The 17,670-nt window shown below is 65.3% G+C and carries 19 protein-coding genes; 17 read left to right on the top strand and 2 right to left on the bottom strand.

What is annotated here, in order from left to right:
• The first annotated feature begins 23 nt into the window (after nt 1–23).
• Nucleotides 24–1,121 carry a transglutaminase-like domain-containing protein gene (locus METFAM1_RS0112520; RefSeq protein ID WP_019915632.1) on the top strand — a complete coding sequence of 366 codons (1,098 nt, stop codon included), beginning with the start codon at nt 24–26 and terminating at the stop codon, nt 1,119–1,121.
• A 64-nt stretch (nt 1,122–1,185) separates the two neighbouring features.
• On the opposite strand, the gene METFAM1_RS0112515 is transcribed toward METFAM1_RS0112520, so the two are convergent.
• Nucleotides 1,186–1,770, bottom strand: coding sequence for a type II toxin-antitoxin system RelB family anti-toxin (locus METFAM1_RS0112515; protein ID WP_019915631.1), 585 nt, complete (start codon nt 1,768–1,770; stop codon nt 1,186–1,188).
• A 213-nt stretch (nt 1,771–1,983) separates the two neighbouring features.
• Here METFAM1_RS0112515 and METFAM1_RS0112510 point away from each other — a divergent pair, with 213 nt between their 5' ends.
• From METFAM1_RS0112510 to METFAM1_RS0112435, 16 genes are all read left to right on the top strand, one after another.
• Complete coding sequence (locus tag METFAM1_RS0112510) at nt 1,984–3,225, top strand: FAD-dependent oxidoreductase (protein ID WP_024300675.1); 1,242 nt, start codon at nt 1,984–1,986, stop codon at nt 3,223–3,225.
• Between the two features lie 28 nt (nt 3,226–3,253).
• Entirely contained in the window at nt 3,254–3,511 is a 258-nt protein-coding gene (locus METFAM1_RS0112505) for a sarcosine oxidase subunit delta (RefSeq protein WP_019915629.1), read from the top strand.
• Nucleotides 3,511–6,408, top strand: a complete 2,898-nt coding sequence (locus METFAM1_RS0112500; protein ID WP_019915628.1) for a 2Fe-2S iron-sulfur cluster-binding protein — start codon at nt 3,511–3,513, stop codon at nt 6,406–6,408. Before METFAM1_RS0112505 ends, METFAM1_RS0112500 begins: the two co-directional genes overlap by 1 nt.
• Nucleotides 6,405–7,079: a hypothetical protein gene (locus tag METFAM1_RS0112495; RefSeq protein ID WP_019915627.1), complete on the top strand. Its 675-nt coding sequence runs from the start codon at nt 6,405–6,407 to the stop codon at nt 7,077–7,079. The genes METFAM1_RS0112500 and METFAM1_RS0112495 overlap by 4 nt, the downstream gene beginning before the upstream one ends.
• A 73-nt stretch (nt 7,080–7,152) precedes the next feature.
• Nucleotides 7,153–8,481: a type III glutamate--ammonia ligase gene (glnT, locus tag METFAM1_RS0112490; RefSeq protein ID WP_019915625.1), complete on the top strand. Its 1,329-nt coding sequence runs from the start codon at nt 7,153–7,155 to the stop codon at nt 8,479–8,481.
• 19 nt (nt 8,482–8,500) lie between these two features.
• A complete protein-coding gene (locus METFAM1_RS0112485; protein WP_020163141.1) occupies nt 8,501–9,409 on the top strand; it encodes a class II glutamine amidotransferase in 909 nt (302 codons plus the stop codon).
• Nucleotides 9,397–10,086 (top strand): protein glxC, encoded by a 690-nt coding sequence (locus METFAM1_RS0112480; RefSeq protein WP_019915621.1) that lies wholly within the window; start codon nt 9,397–9,399, stop codon nt 10,084–10,086. Before METFAM1_RS0112485 ends, METFAM1_RS0112480 begins: the two co-directional genes overlap by 13 nt.
• Nucleotides 10,087–10,192: 106 nt before the next feature.
• Nucleotides 10,193–11,557, top strand: coding sequence for an FMN-binding glutamate synthase family protein (locus METFAM1_RS0112475; protein ID WP_019915620.1), 1,365 nt, complete (start codon nt 10,193–10,195; stop codon nt 11,555–11,557).
• Nucleotides 11,558–11,585: 28 nt separating this feature from the next.
• Nucleotides 11,586–11,915, top strand: a complete 330-nt coding sequence (locus tag METFAM1_RS0112470) for a DMT family transporter (RefSeq protein ID WP_019915619.1) — start codon at nt 11,586–11,588, stop codon at nt 11,913–11,915.
• Between the two features lie 121 nt (nt 11,916–12,036).
• A complete protein-coding gene (locus tag METFAM1_RS0112465) occupies nt 12,037–12,390 on the top strand; it encodes a hypothetical protein (RefSeq protein ID WP_019915618.1) in 354 nt (117 codons plus the stop codon).
• A gap of 11 nt (nt 12,391–12,401) precedes the next feature.
• Nucleotides 12,402–12,803, top strand: a complete 402-nt coding sequence (locus METFAM1_RS0112460; protein WP_019915617.1) for a hypothetical protein — start codon at nt 12,402–12,404, stop codon at nt 12,801–12,803.
• A gap of 3 nt (nt 12,804–12,806) precedes the next feature.
• Entirely contained in the window at nt 12,807–12,947 is a 141-nt protein-coding gene (locus METFAM1_RS21050; RefSeq protein ID WP_019915616.1) for a hypothetical protein, read from the top strand.
• A gap of 50 nt (nt 12,948–12,997) precedes the next feature.
• Nucleotides 12,998–14,392, top strand: coding sequence for an APC family permease (locus METFAM1_RS0112450; protein ID WP_024300674.1), 1,395 nt, complete (start codon nt 12,998–13,000; stop codon nt 14,390–14,392).
• A complete protein-coding gene (locus tag METFAM1_RS0112445) occupies nt 14,392–15,069 on the top strand; it encodes a hypothetical protein (RefSeq protein WP_019915614.1) in 678 nt (225 codons plus the stop codon). Before METFAM1_RS0112450 ends, METFAM1_RS0112445 begins: the two co-directional genes overlap by 1 nt.
• Nucleotides 15,066–15,365 carry a hypothetical protein gene (locus METFAM1_RS0112440; RefSeq protein WP_019915613.1) on the top strand — a complete coding sequence of 100 codons (300 nt, stop codon included), beginning with the start codon at nt 15,066–15,068 and terminating at the stop codon, nt 15,363–15,365. The genes METFAM1_RS0112445 and METFAM1_RS0112440 overlap by 4 nt, the downstream gene beginning before the upstream one ends.
• 162 nt (nt 15,366–15,527) lie before the next feature.
• Complete coding sequence (locus METFAM1_RS0112435) at nt 15,528–16,310, top strand: TorF family putative porin (protein WP_024300673.1); 783 nt, start codon at nt 15,528–15,530, stop codon at nt 16,308–16,310.
• 83 nt (nt 16,311–16,393) lie between these two features.
• Here METFAM1_RS0112435 and METFAM1_RS0112430 read toward each other — a convergent pair whose 3' ends face one another.
• Nucleotides 16,394–17,458, bottom strand: coding sequence for a helix-turn-helix domain-containing protein (locus METFAM1_RS0112430; protein WP_232419751.1), 1,065 nt, complete (start codon nt 17,456–17,458; stop codon nt 16,394–16,396).
• Nucleotides 17,459–17,670: the final 212 nt, after the last annotated feature.

The following is a 17,670-nucleotide window of genomic DNA, read 5'->3' as shown; positions in this document are numbered from 1 at the left end:
TGAATTTCGTCTGGAGAATGTCCATGGATCGTCGTCGTTTCATTCACGCCAGTGCGCTGGCCGGCCTGTCTGCCTCACTGCCCGGCGCACTGCGCGCCGCCCCGGCCGGCTTCGATCCGTCGCCGGCAAGTGGCTGGCGCACCTTTGAGGTGGTGACCCGGGTGACGCCAGCGACCAGCGATCAGGCGGTGACGGTGTGGATTCCGCTGCCGTCGCTGAACAACGACGACTGGATCCGTACGCTGGGCAACGAATGGAGCGGCAACGCCGCGCGCGCCGGTGTGGCCGAGGACACGGTCTATGGCGCACGCATGCTGGTCGCGCAGTGGAGCGCCGGGCAGGCGGCGCCGGAAATCGAGGTGGTCAGCCGCTTCGCCACCCGCGACCGCGCGATCGATTTCGCTGCGCCGGGTGCGGTACCCCCGCTCGACGCGGCCGAGCGGCGCCTGTTCACGCAGGCGACCGAACTGCTGCCGACCGACGGCATCGTGCTCGACACCGCGCAGAAGGCGACGCGCGGCGCGAAGACTGACGTCGAGCGCGCCCGTGCGCTGTACGAGTGGATCTGCGACAACACCGAACGCAATCCGAAGACGCGTGGTTGCGGGCTGGGCGACATCCGCAGCATGCTGGAAAGCGGCAACCTGTCGGGTAAGTGCGCCGACCTGAATGCGTTGTTCGTCGGCCTCGCACGTTCGGTCGGACTGCCGGCGCGCGATGTCTATGGCATCCGCGTGGCCGATTCGAAATTCGGCTACAAGAGCCTGGGCAAGAGCGGCGACATCACGAAGGCGCAGCACTGCCGCGCCGAGGTGTGGCTGGCCGGCTACGGCTGGGTGCCGGTCGATCCGGCCGACGTGCGCAAGGTGGTTCTGGAAGAGCGTCCGGGGCTGACGTTGAAGGACGACGTCGTCGTCGCCGCGCGCAAGAAGCTTTTCGGCGCGTGGGAAATGAACTGGCTGGCCTACAACGTCGCTCACGACATCGCACTGCCGGGGTCGAACGGCGCCGCCGTGCCCTTCCTGATGTACCCGCAGGGCGAAACCGCCGCCGGCCGCCTGGACAGCCTCGATCCCGCCGGCTTCAGCTACACCATTACATCAAGAGAAATCGTCGCCTGAGCTCAGAGGAGCAGGTCAGGGCGCTCTCCAGCCCCTGACCCCTAGCCTCCAGCCCCCGCCACACTCACTCATGCCCCGCTTCCGGGTAGATCGTGATCGACAGGAAGCGGATGGGCACCTTGGTCAGCTTTTCCGGGCCGTGCGGCACGTTGCCGTCGAAGGTGAGCGCGTCGCCCGGCTGCAGGTCGTACACCGTCTTGCCGTGGCGGTATTCGATGCGGCCTTCCAGCATGTAGATGAATTCCGTTCCCGGGTGTTCGAACACCGGGAAGGTTTCGCTTTCCTGCTCGATCGTGATCAGGAAAGGCTCGAACAGCTTGGTCGGGCCCTGGTGGTAGGACAGCAGGTGGTAGGTGTGACCGCTGCGCGTGCCGCGGCGGGCCACTTCCATGCTCTCGCCGGCCTTGATCAGCTGCGCGCCGCCGCCCTCCGTCTCGTAGTTCTTGAACAGCGCCGACAGTGACACGCCGAGCGCGCGTGCAATGCGTGACAGCGCGTCGAGGCTGGTCGCGGTCTGACCGTTCTCGATGCGCGACAGCATGCCGCGGCTGATGTCGGCCCGCTCCGAAATGTCGGCAATCGTCAGGCCGTGCGCCCGGCGCAGCTCCCGGATGGTGTTTCCGAGGTAGCGCTCCAGCTCGCCTTCCATGACGCTGTCTTGTGTACTCATTGCTTTTCCGCCTCCAGACTGGGCCTCTACCTGTCCCTTGTGACCGTTATCTTACACGCGGGGTTTCATAAGAAGAATTTAAGTTGACTTGGGTACAAAAAGGTTCATGATTCGAAAAAAAGTTGCTTCACCCGAAACACGCTGCATTGCAGCAGAAGCGACACCCTTTCAGTCTGGACTACAGGAAAGCACATGCCCTGGCGCCTATTGCGATTCGGTCTGTCGAAGTCCCATCCGGAACCGCGGATGTTCACGGCTCACGACAAGCTCAAGCCCTCGTACGACGTGGTGATCATCGGCGGGGGTGGCCACGGCCTCTCCAGCGCCTACTACCTCGCCCGTGATCACGGCATCACCAACGTGGCGGTGCTCGAAAAGGGCTATATCGGTGGCGGCAACACCGGCCGCAACACCACCATCATCCGCTCGAACTACCTGACGCCCGAAGGCGTCAAGTTCTACGACAAGTCGGTCCAGCTGTGGCAGGACTTGTCTACCGAGTTCGATCTCAACCTCTTCTACTCGACGCGCGGCCACTTCACGCTGGCCCACACCGACTCCGCGATGCGCACGATGCGTTGGCGTGCAGAGGTGAACAAGCACTACGGCATCGCGTCCGAAGTGGTCGGCCCGGAAGAGGTGAAGCGCCAGACCCCGCAGATCGATCTGTCCTGTGGCGGCCACGCGCCGATCCAGGGCGCGCTGTATCACGCGCCAGGTGCGGTGGCCCGTCACGACGCGGTGGCCTGGGGTTACGGCCGCGGCGCCGACATGCGCGGCGCCGAAATCCACCAGCAGACCGCAGTGACCGGCATCGAGGTCAAGGGCGGCAAGGTGGTCGGTGTACACACCACCAAGGGTTTCATCTCGACCAACAAGGTCATCTGTGCGGTCGCCGGCTTCACGCCGCGCATCACCGACATGGTGGGCTTCAAGACGCCGATCTTCGTGCATCCGCTGCAGGCCATGGTGAGCGAGCCGATGAAGCCCTGGCTCGACACCATCCTGGTGTCCGGCAGCCTGCACATCTATGTCAGCCAGAGCGCCCGCGGCGAACTGGTGATGGGCGCCTCGCTCGATCCGTACGAAGTGCAATCGACGCGGTCGACGCTGGACTTCCCGGAAGGCCTCGCCGCTCACCTGCTCGACATGTTCCCCTTCCTGTCGCACTCCAAGGTGGTGCGCCAGTGGGCCGGCATGGCCGACATGACACCGGACTTCGCGCCCATCATGGGTCTGACCCCGGTCGAAGGCTTCTACCTCGATTCCGGCTGGGGTACCTGGGGCTTCAAGGCGACGCCGGTCTGCGGCAAGACCATGGCCTGGACCGCCGTCAATGACAAGCCGCACGAGCTGATCACCGGCTTCTCGCTCGACCGCTTCCGCAACTACTCGCTGACCGGCGAGAAGGGTGCGGCGAGCGTGGGTCACTGAGCGCCGAACAGAGAGCGGAGACGACGACATGAAACTGATGACCTGTCCGATGAACGGCACGCGTCCGATTTCGGAGTTCGCCTACTGGGGCGAAATCCGTCCGGCACCCGACGCCGACACCTGCACCGACGAGCAGTGGGCCGACTACGTGTTCAACCGCAACGGCGCACCCGGCGTGAAGAAGGAGTGGTGGTGTCACACGCCGTCGAACACCTGGTTCATCGCTGAGCGCGATACCGAAAAGGACAAGGTGCTGCGCACCTATCTGCATGGAGAAGACAAGTGATGCGCCTGCCCGCAATGCCCGACGAGTGGCTCGATCGCAGCCGCACTGTCCGGTTCCGTTTTGAAGGTCGCGCCTTTGAAGGTGTCGCCGGCGACAGCATCGCCAGCGCGCTGTGGGCGGCCGGTCAGCGCAGCCAGGGCCGCAGCTTCAAGTATCACCGTGTGCGCGGCATCCTGTCCGCCGCCAACCATGACGTGAACGTGATGGTGCAGGACGGCCAGAAGCTGAACACCCGCGGCGACGTGGTCGCCGTGCGCGAAGGCATGGACCTGACCGCGGTGAACACCTTCGGCGGTCTGGCCAAGGACCGCGCGCGTCACCTGGGCATGTTCGCCCGTTTCCTGCCGGTCGGTTTCTATTACAAGGCCTTCCACAACAAGCGCCTGTTCCCGATGTGGGAGCGCGTGTTCCGCCGCATCACCGGCCTCGGCGTGGTCGACTTCTCGACGCCGCACATCCGCACTGCCAAGCGTTACGACTTTTGCGACGTGCTGGTGATCGGCGCCGGTCCGTCCGGCCTGTCCGCCGCGCTGTCGGCCGCCGATGCCGGTGCCCGCGTGGTGATCTGTGATGAAAACGCACGCGCCGGTGGCAGCGGCCTCTATCAGCTCGGCGGCGACGCCATCCGTCGTCAGCAGACCCGCGCGCTGCTCGACAAGGTGAAGGCGCACGCCAACATCCGTCTGCTCGAAGGTACCTACGCCGGTGCCTATTACGCCGACCAGTGGGTGCCGCTGATCGACGCCGACAAGATGACCAAGATGCGCGCCAAGGCGGTCATCGTTGCCAGCGGTGCCTTCGAACAGCCGGCGGTGTTCCGCAACAACGATCTGCCGGGCGTCATGAACGGCTCGGCGATGCAGCGCCTGATCTATCGTTACGCCGTCAAGCCGGCGGGCAACGCGGTGGTGCTGGCGGCCAATGCCGACGGCTACCGCGTTGCGCTCGACCTGATCGCCGCCGGCGCCAGCGTCGCTGCCGTGCTCGACATGCGCGCCAGCGTGCCGCCGTCGGCACAGGCCGACGCACTGCGCGCCAAGGGTGTCGAAATCCTCGCCGGCCACGCCGTCTATGAAGCACACGCCGACGGCAAGGGCGAACTGGCTGGCATCACCGCCTGCCGCATCGACGGCTCGGGCCGCGTGGTGTCCGGTTCGCAGCGTCGCATAGCCTGTGATGGCCTGGCCATGAGCACCGGCTGGGCGCCGGCTGCCAACCTGCTGTACCAGGCCGGCACCAAGATGCGTTTCGACGAGCTGCTGCAGCAGTTCGTGCCCGACCAGCTGCCGGAAGGCGTGTTCGCCTGTGGTCGCGTCAATGGCGTGTTCAAGCTGGAATCGCGCGTCGCCGACGGCCAGCGCGCCGGTCTGGCCGCCGCGGCGCACGCCGGTCACGGCGCAGCCGGCAGTGTCGACGTGCCGGCCGAGACCGAGTCGCCGTCGCATGCCTGGCCCATCGTCGCTCACCCGGATGGCAAGAACTTCGTCGATTTCGACGAAGACCTGCAGGTGAAGGACTTCGAGAACGCGGTGCAGGAAGGCTATGACAACATCGAGCTGCTGAAGCGCTTCTCGACCGTCGGCATGGGCCCCAGCCAGGGCAAGCACTCGAACATGACGGCGCTGCGCATCCTCGCTCGCCTGACCGGCAAGTCGCCGCAGCAGGTCGGTACCACGACCGCGCGCCCCTTCTTCCACCCGGTGCCGCTGTCGCATCTGGCCGGTCGCGGCTTCAGCCCGCAGCGTCATTCGCCGCTGCACGGCCGCCACGCCGCGCTCGGTGCGGTGTTCATGCAGGCCGGCGCGTGGGAGCGTCCGGAGTACTACGCGGTCGAGGGCAAGTCGCGCATCGACTGCATCCGCGAAGAAGCGCGCCGCGTGCGCACCGCTGTCGCGCTGATCGACGTCGGCACGCTGGGCAAGCTGGAAATCCGCGGTCCGCAGGCGGCCGAGTTCCTGAACCGCTGCTACACCGGCCGCTACGACAACATGAAGGTGGGCGCCACGCGCTACGCCGTCATGTGCGACGAGTCCGGCGTGCTGAGCGACGAAGGCGTGGTGGCCCGGGTGGCCGAGGACGTCTTCTACTTCACCACCACCAGCTCGGGTGCGGCCACTGTCTATCGCGAACTGTCGCGACTGAACATCGAGTGGAAGCTGGACTGCGGCCTGATCAACCTGACCGGCTCGTACTCGGCGATGAACCTCGCCGGCCCGGCGTCGCGCAAGGTACTGGCCCAGCTGACCGACATGGACCTGTCGTCGGCGGCCTTCCCCTACCTGGCGGTGCGCAGCGGCAGCGTCGCCGGCATTCCGGTGCGCATGATGCGGGTCGGTTTCGTCGGCGAGTGGGGCTACGAAATCCACGTGCCGGCCGAATACGGCCCGACGCTGTGGGACGCGCTGATGAAGGCCGGGGAATCGGCGGGCATCGGCCCCTTCGGTGTCGAGGCCCAGCGTCTGCTGCGCCTGGAGAAGGGCCACCTGATCGTGAGCCAGGACACCGACGGCCTGACCAATCCGTTCGAGGTCGGCATGGACTGGGCGGTCAAGCTCGACAAGCCCTTCTTCACCGGCAAGCGCTCGCTGCAGATCGTCAAGAAGATGCCGCTCAAGCGCAAGCTGGTCGGCTTCCGCCTGGCCGAGAACTACAGCGGCGAAGTGCCCAAGGAATGCCACCTGATCATCGAGAACGGTGACATCGCCGGCCGCGTGACCAGCATTTCGTGGAGCCCGCACGTCGGTCGCTACATCGGTCTGGCCTTCGTGCTGCCCAGCATGACCGAGCCGGGTACGCCGTTCTCGATCCGCATCACGGACGGCAGCATGGTCGCGGCCGAGGTCTGCAGCACGCCCTTCTTCGACCCGAAAGACGAACGCCAGAAGGAAATCGAATGAACGCCCCCTTCGCCCCTACTCGCATCAGTCCGCTGTTCGACGAACAGGCGCCGCACGCGGCGAAGTGGACCCAGGTCGAAACGATGCAGAGCGTCGCCGCCTACGGTTCGGCCGACGCTGCACGTGTGCCGCTGGCCGGCATCGGCGACCTGTCGTTCCGCCGCCGTGCCGGCGTCAAGGGACCGGGCGCCGCCGCCTGGCTCAACGCGCTCGGCATCGCCACGCCGGAACGGCCGAACAGCTATCTGCGACTCGATGACGGCACGCTGGTGCTGCGCATGGGCAATACCGAGTTCCTGGTCGAGGACGTCGCCGGCGGCAGTCGCGCCGCCACGATGCTCGCCACCGCGCCGGGCGCCGGCGTCTATCCGGTGCCGCGCTACGACGCCGCGCTGGTGATCACCGGCCGCAACGCGATCGAACTGACCCGCCAGACCTGCGCCTTCGACTTCGCCAGCCTGTCGCCGAGCGCGCAACCGCTGGTGATGACCTCGATGGTCGGCGTCGGCGTCACCGCGATCGCGCTCGACGGCGCCGACGGCACGTATTTCCGCCTGTGGTGCGACGGCACCTACGGCGGCTATCTGTGGGCCACGCTGGTCGAGGTGGCTGCGGATCTCGGAGGTGGAGCAGTCGGCCTCGATGCACTCGGGCGGATTGCACAGCAATAACAAGCAAAGAGCGCGTCATCGAAGCTGACGCAAATCAGTGGGATCAGAGCCGTTTGGACAGGGAGGGAATGTGATGTCACCCAGCGAAGCACAGCAGTTCCTGAAGGAAAACGAGGTCAAGTACATCCTCGCGCAGTTCGTGGATATCCACGGTTCGGCCAAGACGAAGTCGGTTCCGGCCGAGCACTACAAGACCGTGGTCACGGATGGCGCCGGCTTCGCCGGTTTCGCGATATGGGGCATGGGCATGACGCCCAATGTCGACGCCGACTACATGGCCGTCGGCGACGCGTCGACGCTGTCGCTGGTGCCCTGGCAGCCGGGCTACGCCCGCATCGCCTGTGACGGTCACACCCATGGCAAGCCGCACGAGTACGACACCCGCGTCGTGCTGAAGAAGCAGCTGGAGCAGATCACCGCACGCGGCTGGACCTTCTTCACCGGCATGGAGCCGGAGTTCTCGCTGCTGCGCAAGGTCGAAGGCAAGATCCTGCCGGCTGACCCGGGCGACACGCTGTCCAAGCCCTGTTACGACTACAAGGGCCTGTCGCGCGCCCGCGTCTTCCTTGAGCGCCTGTCCGAATCGCTGCGCGCGGTCGGCATCGACGTCTATCAGATCGACCACGAAGACGCGAACGGCCAGTTCGAGATCAACTACACCTTCACCGACGCGCTGACCTCCTGCGATCACTACACCTTCTTCAAGATGGGTGCCGCCGAGATCGCCGCCGAACTGGGCCTGATCTGCTCCTTCATGCCGAAGCCGTTCTCGAACCGCCCGGGCAACGGCCTGCACATGCACATGAGCATCGGCGACGGCAAGCGCAACCTGTTCGAGGACAAGTCGGACAAGAACGGCCTCGCCCTGTCCAAGCTGGCCTACCACTGGGCCGCCGGCCTGCTCAAGCACGCGCCGGCACTGGCTGCGCTGTGCTGCCCGACGGTCAATTCATACAAGCGCCTGGTAGTCGGTCGTTCGCTGACCGGCGCCACCTGGGCACCGGCCTACATCTGCTACGGCGGCAACAACCGCAGCGGCATGATCCGCAGCCCGGGCGGCCGCCTGGAACTGCGCCTGCCGGACGCTTCCTGCAACGCTTACCTCGCGACGGCCGCGGTCATCGCCGCCGGCATGGACGGGGTGATCAACGAGCTCGATCCGGGCGCGCCGCAGAACGACAACCTGTACGACTACAGCCAGGCGCAGCTCGATGCCGCCGGCATCCGCGTACTGCCGCAGAACCTGCATGAGGCGCTGGTGGCGCTCGAAAAGGACGAAGTGATCCGTGGTGCTCTGGGTCCGGTCGTCGATGAGTTCCTGCGTCTCAAGCATATGGAGTGGGTCGAGTACATGCGTCACGTTTCCGATTGGGAAGTGAACAGCTACCTCGAATTCTTCTGATCATCCCCGGAGAACTGTTATGTGTGGAATCGTGGGTTTGCTGGTCAAGACACCGGCATTGAAGGAACGCCTGGGCGAACTGATGGTGCCCATGCTGATCGGCATGACCGAGCGTGGTCCGGACTCGGCGGGTCTGGCCGTGTTCGGCGACACGCTGGCTGAGAACTCGCGCAAGCTGAGCCTGTACTCGGGTCTCACCGACGACGGTGCGGACTTCAACTGGCACGGTCTGACGCACGCGCTGAAGGAACACCTCGATGTTGATGCGCACATCGACGTCAAGCACAACCATGCCGTGCTGTCCTTCGCCGTGTCGCCGGAACTGGTCAAGCGCTGGCTGCGCGAGAACCATCCGAAGCTGCACATCCTGAGCACCGGTCGCACCATCGACCTGTACAAGGACATCGGCACGCCGGCCCAGGTGGCCGACCGCTACGACTTCAAGTCGATGAAGGGTTCGCACTTGGTGGGTCACACCCGCATGGCGACCGAATCGGCGGTGACGCCGGATCGCGCACACCCCTTCACCGCCGGCGAAGACTTCTGCCTGGTGCACAACGGTTCGCTGTCGAACCCGAACTCGATCCGCCGCAAGCTGACGCCGGCCGGCATCCACTTCGAAACCGACAACGACACCGAAGCCGCCTGCCGCTTCCTCGAATGGCGTCTGCGTGAAGGCGACGATCTGGAAGTCGCGCTGCAGAAGGGCTTCGACGAACTGGACGGTTTCTTCACCTTCCTGATGGGTACGCCGGACAAGCTCGCGCTGATCCGCGATCCCTTCGCCTGCAAGCCTGCCGTTGTGGCCGAAACCGACGACTACGTCGCGATCGCGTCGGAGTTCCGTTCGCTGGCCCACCTGCCTGGCGTCAAGCACGCCAACGTGTTCGAACCCGCGCCCGAGGAGATGTACGTATGGAACGCATGACCTTTGATCTCGCCAGCTCGTCGCTGACCGAGATGAACACCTTCCTGCACAAGGGTCTTGAGGAGGGCGACAAGCGCCACATTTCGGTGCTGAACCCGGACGGCGCGCACAACATCGCGGTCGGCCTCAACCAGCCGGTCACGGTCGAGGTGCATGGCCATGCGGGTTACTACGCTGCCGGCATGAACAAGCACGCCCGCGTCGTCATCCACGGCAGCGCCGGCACCGGTGTCGCCGAGAACATGATGAGCGGCACGGTGCACGTGAAGGGCTTCGCCTCGAACGGCGCCGGCGCCACCGCCCACGGCGGCCTGCTGGTGATCGACGGTGACGCCGGCCTGCGCTGCGGCATCTCGCTCAAGGGCGGCGACATCGTCGTCGGCGGCAGCGTCGGCAGCTTCTCGGGCTTCATGGCCCAGGCCGGCCACATGGTCATCTGTGGCGACGCCGGCGACGCGCTCGGCGACTCGCTGTACGAAGCCGTCATCTACCTGCGCGGCAACGTCAAGTCGCTCGGTGCCGATGCGCGCTTCGAGGACATGACCGACGCTGACTACGCGACGCTGGCCGAACTGCTGTCCAAGGCCGGTCTCGAGCACGACCCGAAGAGCTTCAAGCGCATCGCTTCTGCGCGTTCCCTGTACCACTGGAACGCCGACGCGAACCAGGAGTATTGACCCACACGGAGCGGCGTCGCCGCTCCGGGCCCCGAGGGGCGGCGAGGAAGCTTGGGACGACCCGGTGCTTCCTCCGGTGCAGACACGGATACATCAAGGACTCAACATGGACATCAAACCCGTATCGTTCAAGCGCGTCTCCCGCGAGGAGTCCGCCAGCTTCGACCGCAGCGTCATCGACTACATCCAGAACGCGGCGGCGCACGGCCTGTACGAAATCCGCGGCATGGGCGCCAAGCGCAAGCTGCCGCATTTCGACGACCTGGTCTTCCTCGCCGGTTCGCTGTCGCGTTACCCGCTCGAAGGCTATCGCGAGAAGTGCGTCACCAAGACCATCCTCGGCACCCGCTTCGCCAAGAAGCCGCTCGAGCTGGACATCCCGATCACCGTCGCCGGCATGAGCTTCGGCGCGCTGTCGGCCAACGTGAAGGAATCGCTGGGCCGTGCTGCCACCGAGATGGGCACCACCACGACCACCGGTGACGGCGGCATGACGCCGGAAGAGCGCAATTCGTCGAAGACGCTGGTGTACCAGTGCCTGCCGTCGCGTTACGGCTTCAACCCGGACGACGTGCGTCGCGCCGACGCCATCGAAGTGGTGATCGGCCAGGGCGCCAAGCCGGGCGGCGGCGGCATGCTTCTGGGCCAGAAGGTGAACCCGCGCGTGGCCAAGATGCGCACGCTGCCGCAGGGCGTCGATCAGCGCTCGGCCTGCCGTCACCCGGACTGGACCGGTCCTGACGATCTGGCGATCAAGATCCAGGAACTGCGTGAACTGACCGACTGGGAAAAGCCGATCTACGTGAAGGTCGGTGCCACCCGCACCTTCAACGACGTCAAGCTGGCTGTTCATGCCGGCGCCGACGTGGTGGTGGTCGACGGCATGCAGGGCGGTACCGCGGCGACGCAGACCTGCTACATCGAACACATCGGCATCCCGACGCTGGCCGCAGTCCGCCAGGCGGTCGACGCGCTGGAAGACCTGAACATGAAGGGCGAAGTGCAGCTCATCGTGTCCGGTGGTATCCGCAGCGGCGCCGATGTCGCCAAGGCGCTGGCCATGGGTGCCGACGCGGTCGCCATCGGTCAGGGCATCCTGTACGCGCTCGGCTGTAACTCGGAAACCTACATCCAGAACGGTCAGCACATGTCGGCCCTGGAAGGTTACGACGCGCTCGGCACCACGCCCGGCTTCTGCCACCACTGCCACACCGGCAAGTGCCCGGTCGGCGTGACCACGCAGGATTCCGTGCTCGAACAGCGCCTGCAGCCGGACGTCGGCGCCCGTCGCGTCAAGAACTACCTGAAGACGCTGAACATGGAACTGACCACGATCGCCCGTGCCTGCGGCAAGCAGAACGTGCATCACCTGGAGCGCGAAGACCTGGTCGCCCTGACGCTGGAAGCCGCCGCCATGGCGCGCATCCCGCTGGCGGGCACCAGCTGGATCCCGGGCCACAACGGCTACTGATCCACGCCGCCATGAGGAGTCTGCGGACGTGACCGGCTGGCTCTTCCTGTTGGGCGCCATCGTTGCAGAGGTCATTGCAACGAGTGCGCTCAAACAGGTGGAGGGTCTGTCACGTCCGCTGCCTCTGGCGTTCACGGTCGTCGGCTACGTCATCGCTTTCTCTCTGATGTCGCTGTCGCTGAGGACCATACCGATCGGCATCGCCTACGCGGTGTGGTCGGGCGTCGGCATCGTCGCGATATCAATAATCGGCCTCATCGCATTCGGTCAGCGACTCGATGCGGCCGCGCTCGCGGGCATCGCCCTTATCGTGAGCGGGGTCGCCGTGATCCAGCTTTTCTCGAAGTCGCAGGCCTGAACGACGCAACACCCACAGACGCTTTTCCGAGGAGAACCCACCACCGCACATCCGACGTTCCACATCTGCTGCTGACGATTTCATCCCATCAAAAAATGCACCCATAAAGGAGGAGAGCAAGATGGATCAAAGCAAAAGCAAACACCCCGCAAACCCCGCGCTCGAACGCCGCATCAACAGCATGTTCGGTCGCGACAAGGCCATGTCTCTGGGCGCCCTGCTCGGTCTGTGGCTTGCGCTGGGCTATGTGTACTTCGCCGTCCCGCACGGCTTCCTCGGCTCGCCCGTCGGCATCGTGCTGACCGTGGCCGGCGCGCTCGTACTGCTGTTCAACACGGCATCGGTGATCGCCATGCTTCGTCACTACGCCGAAGACCGCGAACACATCTACGGCATCGACATCCACCACCTCGACGAACACCGCGCCCGTGCCCGCAAGGCCGCACTGCGTCCGGCTCACGTCGACATCGGCTGAGGAGCGCACACATGTCCCGCAACGCCTACAAACCCCCTGTGCAGAAGGGCTTCGGTCAGTTCGTCGACGCCATGGTCGTGCTCGCGTTGGTGTATCTGAGCCTGCTCGCGCCGCTGCTGCTCGGCGGCACCGCCGCCGAATCGGAAGCGCCGGCCGAGAAGCCGGTCGCCACCTGGGAAGCGATGAAGCAGAACGAAACGATGGCCGCCCAGTGGCAGAAGCTCGGCTTCGATGCCGAGTCGGCCGAGCCCATCGTCAGCAAGAAGTTCAGCTACGAGATCGAACCGTGGTCGCTCGGCATCACGGTCGCCGTGATTGCCGTCTACTTCTTCTTCGTGCTCAAGGTGTCCGACCGCGAGTACCGCGAAGTCATCAACGAGCGCTTCGGCCCGCGCGCCGGCAAGGAGGACTGAGTCATGGATTTCTGGACGGCACTGGAATACGCGGCCTGGGGCATTTCGATCGTGCTGGTCGGCTGGATGCTGGTCGATGCGCGCTTCGTCAGCACCACCTACGGCGAAGACTTCCTGCTCAGCTCGCGCGAAGGCGACGAGTGATCGGTGGTTCGAACCACGCACAACGGCGTGCGTGAAGACGGGAGAACAAGATGGGAACTGCAACTGCAGCGGCAGGGAAGCAGGAGAAGATTTCACTGCTGAAAGTGTTGGGCCCGGTGCACGTATGGGCACTGGGCGTCGGTATCGTGCTGGTCGGCGAGTACATGGGCTGGAACTTCTCGGTGGCGAAGGGCGGCGCCTATGGCGCACTGATCGCCTGCTGGGTGATCGGCCTGCTCTACACCTGTGTGGCGATGATCGATTCCGAGGTGACCTCAACGGTCGCCGCGGCGGGCGGTCAGTACACGCAGGCCAAGCACATCATCGGGCCGCTGATGGCCTTCAACGTCGGCCTCTATCTGGTGATGGCCTACACCATGCTGGAGGCGGCCGACGCGCTGGTGGTCGGTGACCTGCTGCATGCGGTGGCCGCACAGTACGGTGCGGAACTCGACCCCAAGCCCTTCGTGGTGCTGACGATCGCCTTCCTCGCCTGGCTGAACTACCGCGGCGTGTTCATGACCTTGACGGTGAACTTCGTCATCACCGCCTTCGCCGTGCTCGCCATCCTGGTGCTGTTCTTCAGCACCACCGGCATCGCCGGCGGCGAGAGCGTGCTGCGCCACAGCGAACTGCTGACCGATCTGCCCTACGGCTGGATCGGCGTGCTCGCCTCGCTGCAGTTCGGCATGTGGTACTACCTCGGCATCGAAGGCACCTGCCAGGCGGCGGAGGAAGTGCGCTCGGCCGGCCGCTCGATTCCGCTCGGCACGATGGGCGGCATGATGACGCTGCTGATCGCGGCTTCGCTCACCTGGTACATCTGCACCGGCCTCATTCCGTGGGAGTACCTGGGCCAGGCGACGACGCCGCTGTACGACGCCGCGCGACTGACCGGCAATGTCGAGCTGGAGGTGATCCTGTTCATCGGCACCATGTTCGCGGCCATCGCGTCGGCCAACGGCTGCATCAACGATGCCTCGCGTGCCTGGTTCTCGATGTCGCGCGACCGCTACATGCCGCACTGGTTCGGTGCCGTGCATCCGCGCTACCGCACGCCTTACCGCGCCATCCTTTTCCTGATCCCGATCGCAGTGTCCTTCGCCTTTACCGGGCTGCTCGATCAGGTGATCACCTTCTCCATCCTGTCGGGGCTGCTGGGTTACACCTTCATGTCCTTCAACATCGTCCGCTTCCGCCGGCTGTGGCCGCTGGGGTCGATCGAGCGCGGTTACGTGCATCCCTACCACCCGCTGCCCTGCATCGTGCTCGGCCTGCTGTGCGGCGCGACCTACTTCGCGACCTATCTGGGCTACGGCACATCGCTGCTGTCCATCATGGCCTTCTACATCCTGGTGTCGATCTGGTTCGTCGTGCGTCGCTATCCCTACGTGAAGCGCGGCGAACAATTCACGATGCCGTGGCCGCGTCCGAAGGGCTACTGATGACGCTCGCGACGATGGCGGCGCTGCTGCTCGGCGGCGGGCTGTTCGCGTGGTGGCAACGGCGCACGCAGCAGCAGTTCCGCGACGAGCGCGCGGCGGTGTTCGACGACTGCGCCGGCATGTTCGACGCCGTCTCGGTGGTCGATTCGGGCGCCGAGTACCCGCGCCTGAGCGGCCGCTACGACGGTGCGCAGTTCGAGCTGCAGGCCATGCTCGATCACGTCGGCTACCGCAAGGTGCCGTCGCTGTGGCTGTCGGTGACGCTGCGCACGCCCTTGCCGGTGGGCGGCAGTTTCGACCTGCTGATGCGGCCGCAGAACATCGAGTTCTGGTCCGCCTCGGACAGCATGGACGAGCGCATCGATCTGCCCGCCGACTGGCCGGTTCACCAGATCGCCAAGGTGAGTCCGGCCGGCTTGCGGCTACCGCTGAATGCGTTGCGCGAAGCGGCCGGCAGCCTGATCGACGTGCCCTCGTTCAAGGAACTGCTGGTGAGCCCGCGCGGCGTGCGCATCGTGTTCCGCGTCGGCGGCGTGCAGCGTGCGCACTACCTGGTGCTGCGCTCTCTGCTGCCGGACGAAACGCGCATCGAGCCGGAACTGTTGCAGCCGCTGCTCGACGCCGCACTGCGTATCGCCTCGTCGCTGAAAGTCACGAAACTGGAGAGAGCCGCATGACATCCGCCACCGCATCGACCGCCTCGCGCCCACCGCATCCGTTCTTCGTGCTCGCTGCCGCGCTGCTGCTGCCCGGCATGGGGCAGGTGCTGAACGGCATGCTGGTGCGGGCGTGGATCATGCTGTTCTTCGCGCTCAGCCTCGGCGTCGTCAGCTGGCACATGACGACGCCCGAGCATTCCTTCGTCGGGCGCCATGCCGGCGGCTTTTTCGTCTATGCCGTCATGGTCATGGACGCCTACGTCTGGGCGCGCTACAGGCACACACTGGCCCGAGTCCGCGCGGGCCAGCGCTGAAGGGGCGGCGCACACCGTCCTCACCTTGGCCGGTACATGCGGGGCGGCTCCTCCTGCGCCGCATGTACCGGGTCTTTTTCAAGGCATCCGCATTCGAACGAACTTCCTCCGGTGCGCGGCAAGCGTTCGCGCGCACGGAGCACATTCCGAAAGGTCGACATCATGAACACAAACTTCATCCGTCTCCCGCTCGCCGCGTTGGCGCTGTGCGCAGCATCCGTCACGGTGCACGCCGAAGAAGCGGCGGCACCGGCCTATACCGTCAGCGCGAACGTAGGCCTGTTCTCGCAGTACATCTTCCGCGGCATCAGCTACACGCAGGAGAATCCGGCGGTGCAGGGCGGTTTCGACCTCGCCCACGAGAGTGGCGCCTACCTGGGCGTCTGGGGCACCAATGTGAGCGACCTGGCGCTGTCGAACGCGACCGGCGAGATCGACGTCTATGGCGGCTTCGCGAAGACAGTGGACGACTGGACCTTCGACGTCGGCTTCCTGCAGTTCATCTTCCCGGGCGGCAAGCTCGATCTGGCAGGTGGGGGCACCGAAACCCTGAACACGCTGGAACTGAACGCGGCGGTGACGTGGAAGTTCATCCAGCTGAAGTACTCGTACGCGGTGACCGACTACTTCGGTTTCAGCAAGAAGTCCTTCGGCGCGGATTCGGACGGATCGGACTACATCGAGCTGAACGCGAACTACGAGTTCATGCCGTCGTGGATCGCCAACGTTCACGTCGGTCACCAGAAGGTGAAGAACTACGACGACTACGACTTCACCGACTGGAAGGTGGGCGTGACGAAGAACTTCGAAGGGGGCTGGCAGGCGGCGGTGGCGTATGTGGACACCAACGCGGACAAGAACTTCTACACCATCTGCGACAACGGCATCCGCTGCAAGGACACCGGCGACAGCAAGTGGCTGATCTACGTGAAGCGCACCTTCTGAAGCACCGACTATGACCTCGCGGATTCCGCCTCCGGGGGAATCCTTGACGGCCGCACGCTCTCCTCGCGTCGCGGCCGTTTTTTTCAGTCCGACAATCCGGGGAAGGGCCAGTCGCCGGTGCCCGACGACCACGGCTGCGCCCGCACCTGCGGCGGTCGCTTCAGCGTGGACGACGGCGACTCGCCGAACAGCGCCTTGTAGTAGGACGAGAACATGCCCATGTGCCAGAAGCCCCATTTGCAGGCGGCGCTGCTGACCGACATGTCCGGGCCGCCATGCAGCAGGTCCTTTCGTACGCCGTGCAGGCGCACGTAACGCAGGAAGGTGACCGGGCTGATGCCCAGCACGTTCATGAAGGCATGGTGCAGGCCGCGCCGGCTCATCTTCAGATGCACGCTGAGGTCGCTGACCGATGGTGGCGCGTCGCGGTTGGCAAGGATGTACTGCCGGGCGCGTTCGACGATGGCGCGGTGGATGGCGTGGCCGCCGCGGCTGCGCTCGGGTCGCTCGGAAATCGACAGCAGCGCGGTGAGCGATGCATTGATGATGGATTCCGATACCGCCTGACAGGAGGCCGCGTGCTGCAGCACCTCGGGTGTCGACTGCACGCAGCACATCACCTCGTGCAGCACCTGCCGGTAGCGCATCGCCGCACCTGACTGCAGTGTCTGCATCTGCGTCCGCGCCACCACGCTCGCGACTTCGCGCCCGAGCACCGATTCGGCGTAGCCATCCAGCGTGTCGGCGTCGATCACGGCGACGAAGATGTCCGACATCCGCGGTGTGCGGAAGTGAAGTTCCTCGCCCGGCAGCAGCGTGAGCAGGCTGTCGCGGCGCACCTCCTGCGCCTGCCAGTAGCCGTCCGGATGCACGTTGATCGGCACGCCGAAGGTGTAGGACGACGGCCGCGGATGGCCCTTCTCGTCGATCACCTGGTCCATCGATTCGCGGAACAGCTGCACCGGGCCGGACGACATTTCGACGATGCGGCCGCGGAACTCACCGCTGGTCAGTTGCAGGTATTCCTGCGACCACTGCGGCAGGCTGTCCGCGTGCTGACAGGGATCCTCGGTGACGAAGCAGCACACCTGGGGACCGACCGGCTGTTCGTGCGACAGCATCTCGCGGGTGGATTCAACGGTATTCACGCTCACTCCCTTCGCCGCTCGTGATCGGCGCAACCCATGCTGTCTGGCAGGACGGATGACGCTTCGGAAAATGGCGGCGTTCTCTGTGTCTGCGGATCGGCGTGCGTTCCGGCGCGCAGACCGGACCCGCCCGGCTCGCCCGGACTCCTCTGAAACCCATGGTAGGCCTGCCCACATCCCCCGGCAATACACCGCCGGCCGGCGTCCGGACG

Origin of the sequence: Methyloversatilis discipulorum (assembly GCF_000527135.1) — a bacterium.
In the GTDB taxonomy this organism is placed as follows: Bacteria; Pseudomonadota; Gammaproteobacteria; order Burkholderiales; family Rhodocyclaceae; genus Methyloversatilis; species Methyloversatilis discipulorum.
Note: the sequence above shows the minus strand (reverse complement) of the source record. Positions and strands in the feature narration are given on the sequence as shown.

Excerpts from the sequence above, each read along its gene's own strand:
- METFAM1_RS0112520 (WP_019915632.1), top strand. The coding sequence starts at position 24 with ATGGATCGTCGTCGTTTCATTCACGCCAGTGCGCTGGCCGGCCTGTCT.
- METFAM1_RS0112515 (WP_019915631.1), bottom strand. The coding sequence starts at position 1,770 with ATGGAAGGCGAGCTGGAGCGCTACCTCGGAAACACCATCCGGGAGCTG.
- METFAM1_RS0112510 (WP_024300675.1), top strand. The coding sequence starts at position 1,984 with ATGCCCTGGCGCCTATTGCGATTCGGTCTGTCGAAGTCCCATCCGGAA.
- METFAM1_RS0112505 (WP_019915629.1), top strand. The coding sequence starts at position 3,254 with ATGAAACTGATGACCTGTCCGATGAACGGCACGCGTCCGATTTCGGAG.
- METFAM1_RS0112500 (WP_019915628.1), top strand. The coding sequence starts at position 3,511 with ATGCGCCTGCCCGCAATGCCCGACGAGTGGCTCGATCGCAGCCGCACT.
- METFAM1_RS0112495 (WP_019915627.1), top strand. The coding sequence starts at position 6,405 with ATGAACGCCCCCTTCGCCCCTACTCGCATCAGTCCGCTGTTCGACGAA.
- glnT (WP_019915625.1), top strand. The coding sequence starts at position 7,153 with ATGTCACCCAGCGAAGCACAGCAGTTCCTGAAGGAAAACGAGGTCAAG.
- METFAM1_RS0112485 (WP_020163141.1), top strand. The coding sequence starts at position 8,501 with ATGTGTGGAATCGTGGGTTTGCTGGTCAAGACACCGGCATTGAAGGAA.
- METFAM1_RS0112480 (WP_019915621.1), top strand. The coding sequence starts at position 9,397 with ATGGAACGCATGACCTTTGATCTCGCCAGCTCGTCGCTGACCGAGATG.
- METFAM1_RS0112475 (WP_019915620.1), top strand. The coding sequence starts at position 10,193 with ATGGACATCAAACCCGTATCGTTCAAGCGCGTCTCCCGCGAGGAGTCC.
- METFAM1_RS0112465 (WP_019915618.1), top strand. The coding sequence starts at position 12,037 with ATGGATCAAAGCAAAAGCAAACACCCCGCAAACCCCGCGCTCGAACGC.
- METFAM1_RS0112460 (WP_019915617.1), top strand. The coding sequence starts at position 12,402 with ATGTCCCGCAACGCCTACAAACCCCCTGTGCAGAAGGGCTTCGGTCAG.
- METFAM1_RS21050 (WP_019915616.1), top strand. The coding sequence starts at position 12,807 with ATGGATTTCTGGACGGCACTGGAATACGCGGCCTGGGGCATTTCGATC.
- METFAM1_RS0112450 (WP_024300674.1), top strand. The coding sequence starts at position 12,998 with ATGGGAACTGCAACTGCAGCGGCAGGGAAGCAGGAGAAGATTTCACTG.
- METFAM1_RS0112445 (WP_019915614.1), top strand. The coding sequence starts at position 14,392 with ATGACGCTCGCGACGATGGCGGCGCTGCTGCTCGGCGGCGGGCTGTTC.
- METFAM1_RS0112440 (WP_019915613.1), top strand. The coding sequence starts at position 15,066 with ATGACATCCGCCACCGCATCGACCGCCTCGCGCCCACCGCATCCGTTC.
- METFAM1_RS0112435 (WP_024300673.1), top strand. The coding sequence starts at position 15,528 with ATGAACACAAACTTCATCCGTCTCCCGCTCGCCGCGTTGGCGCTGTGC.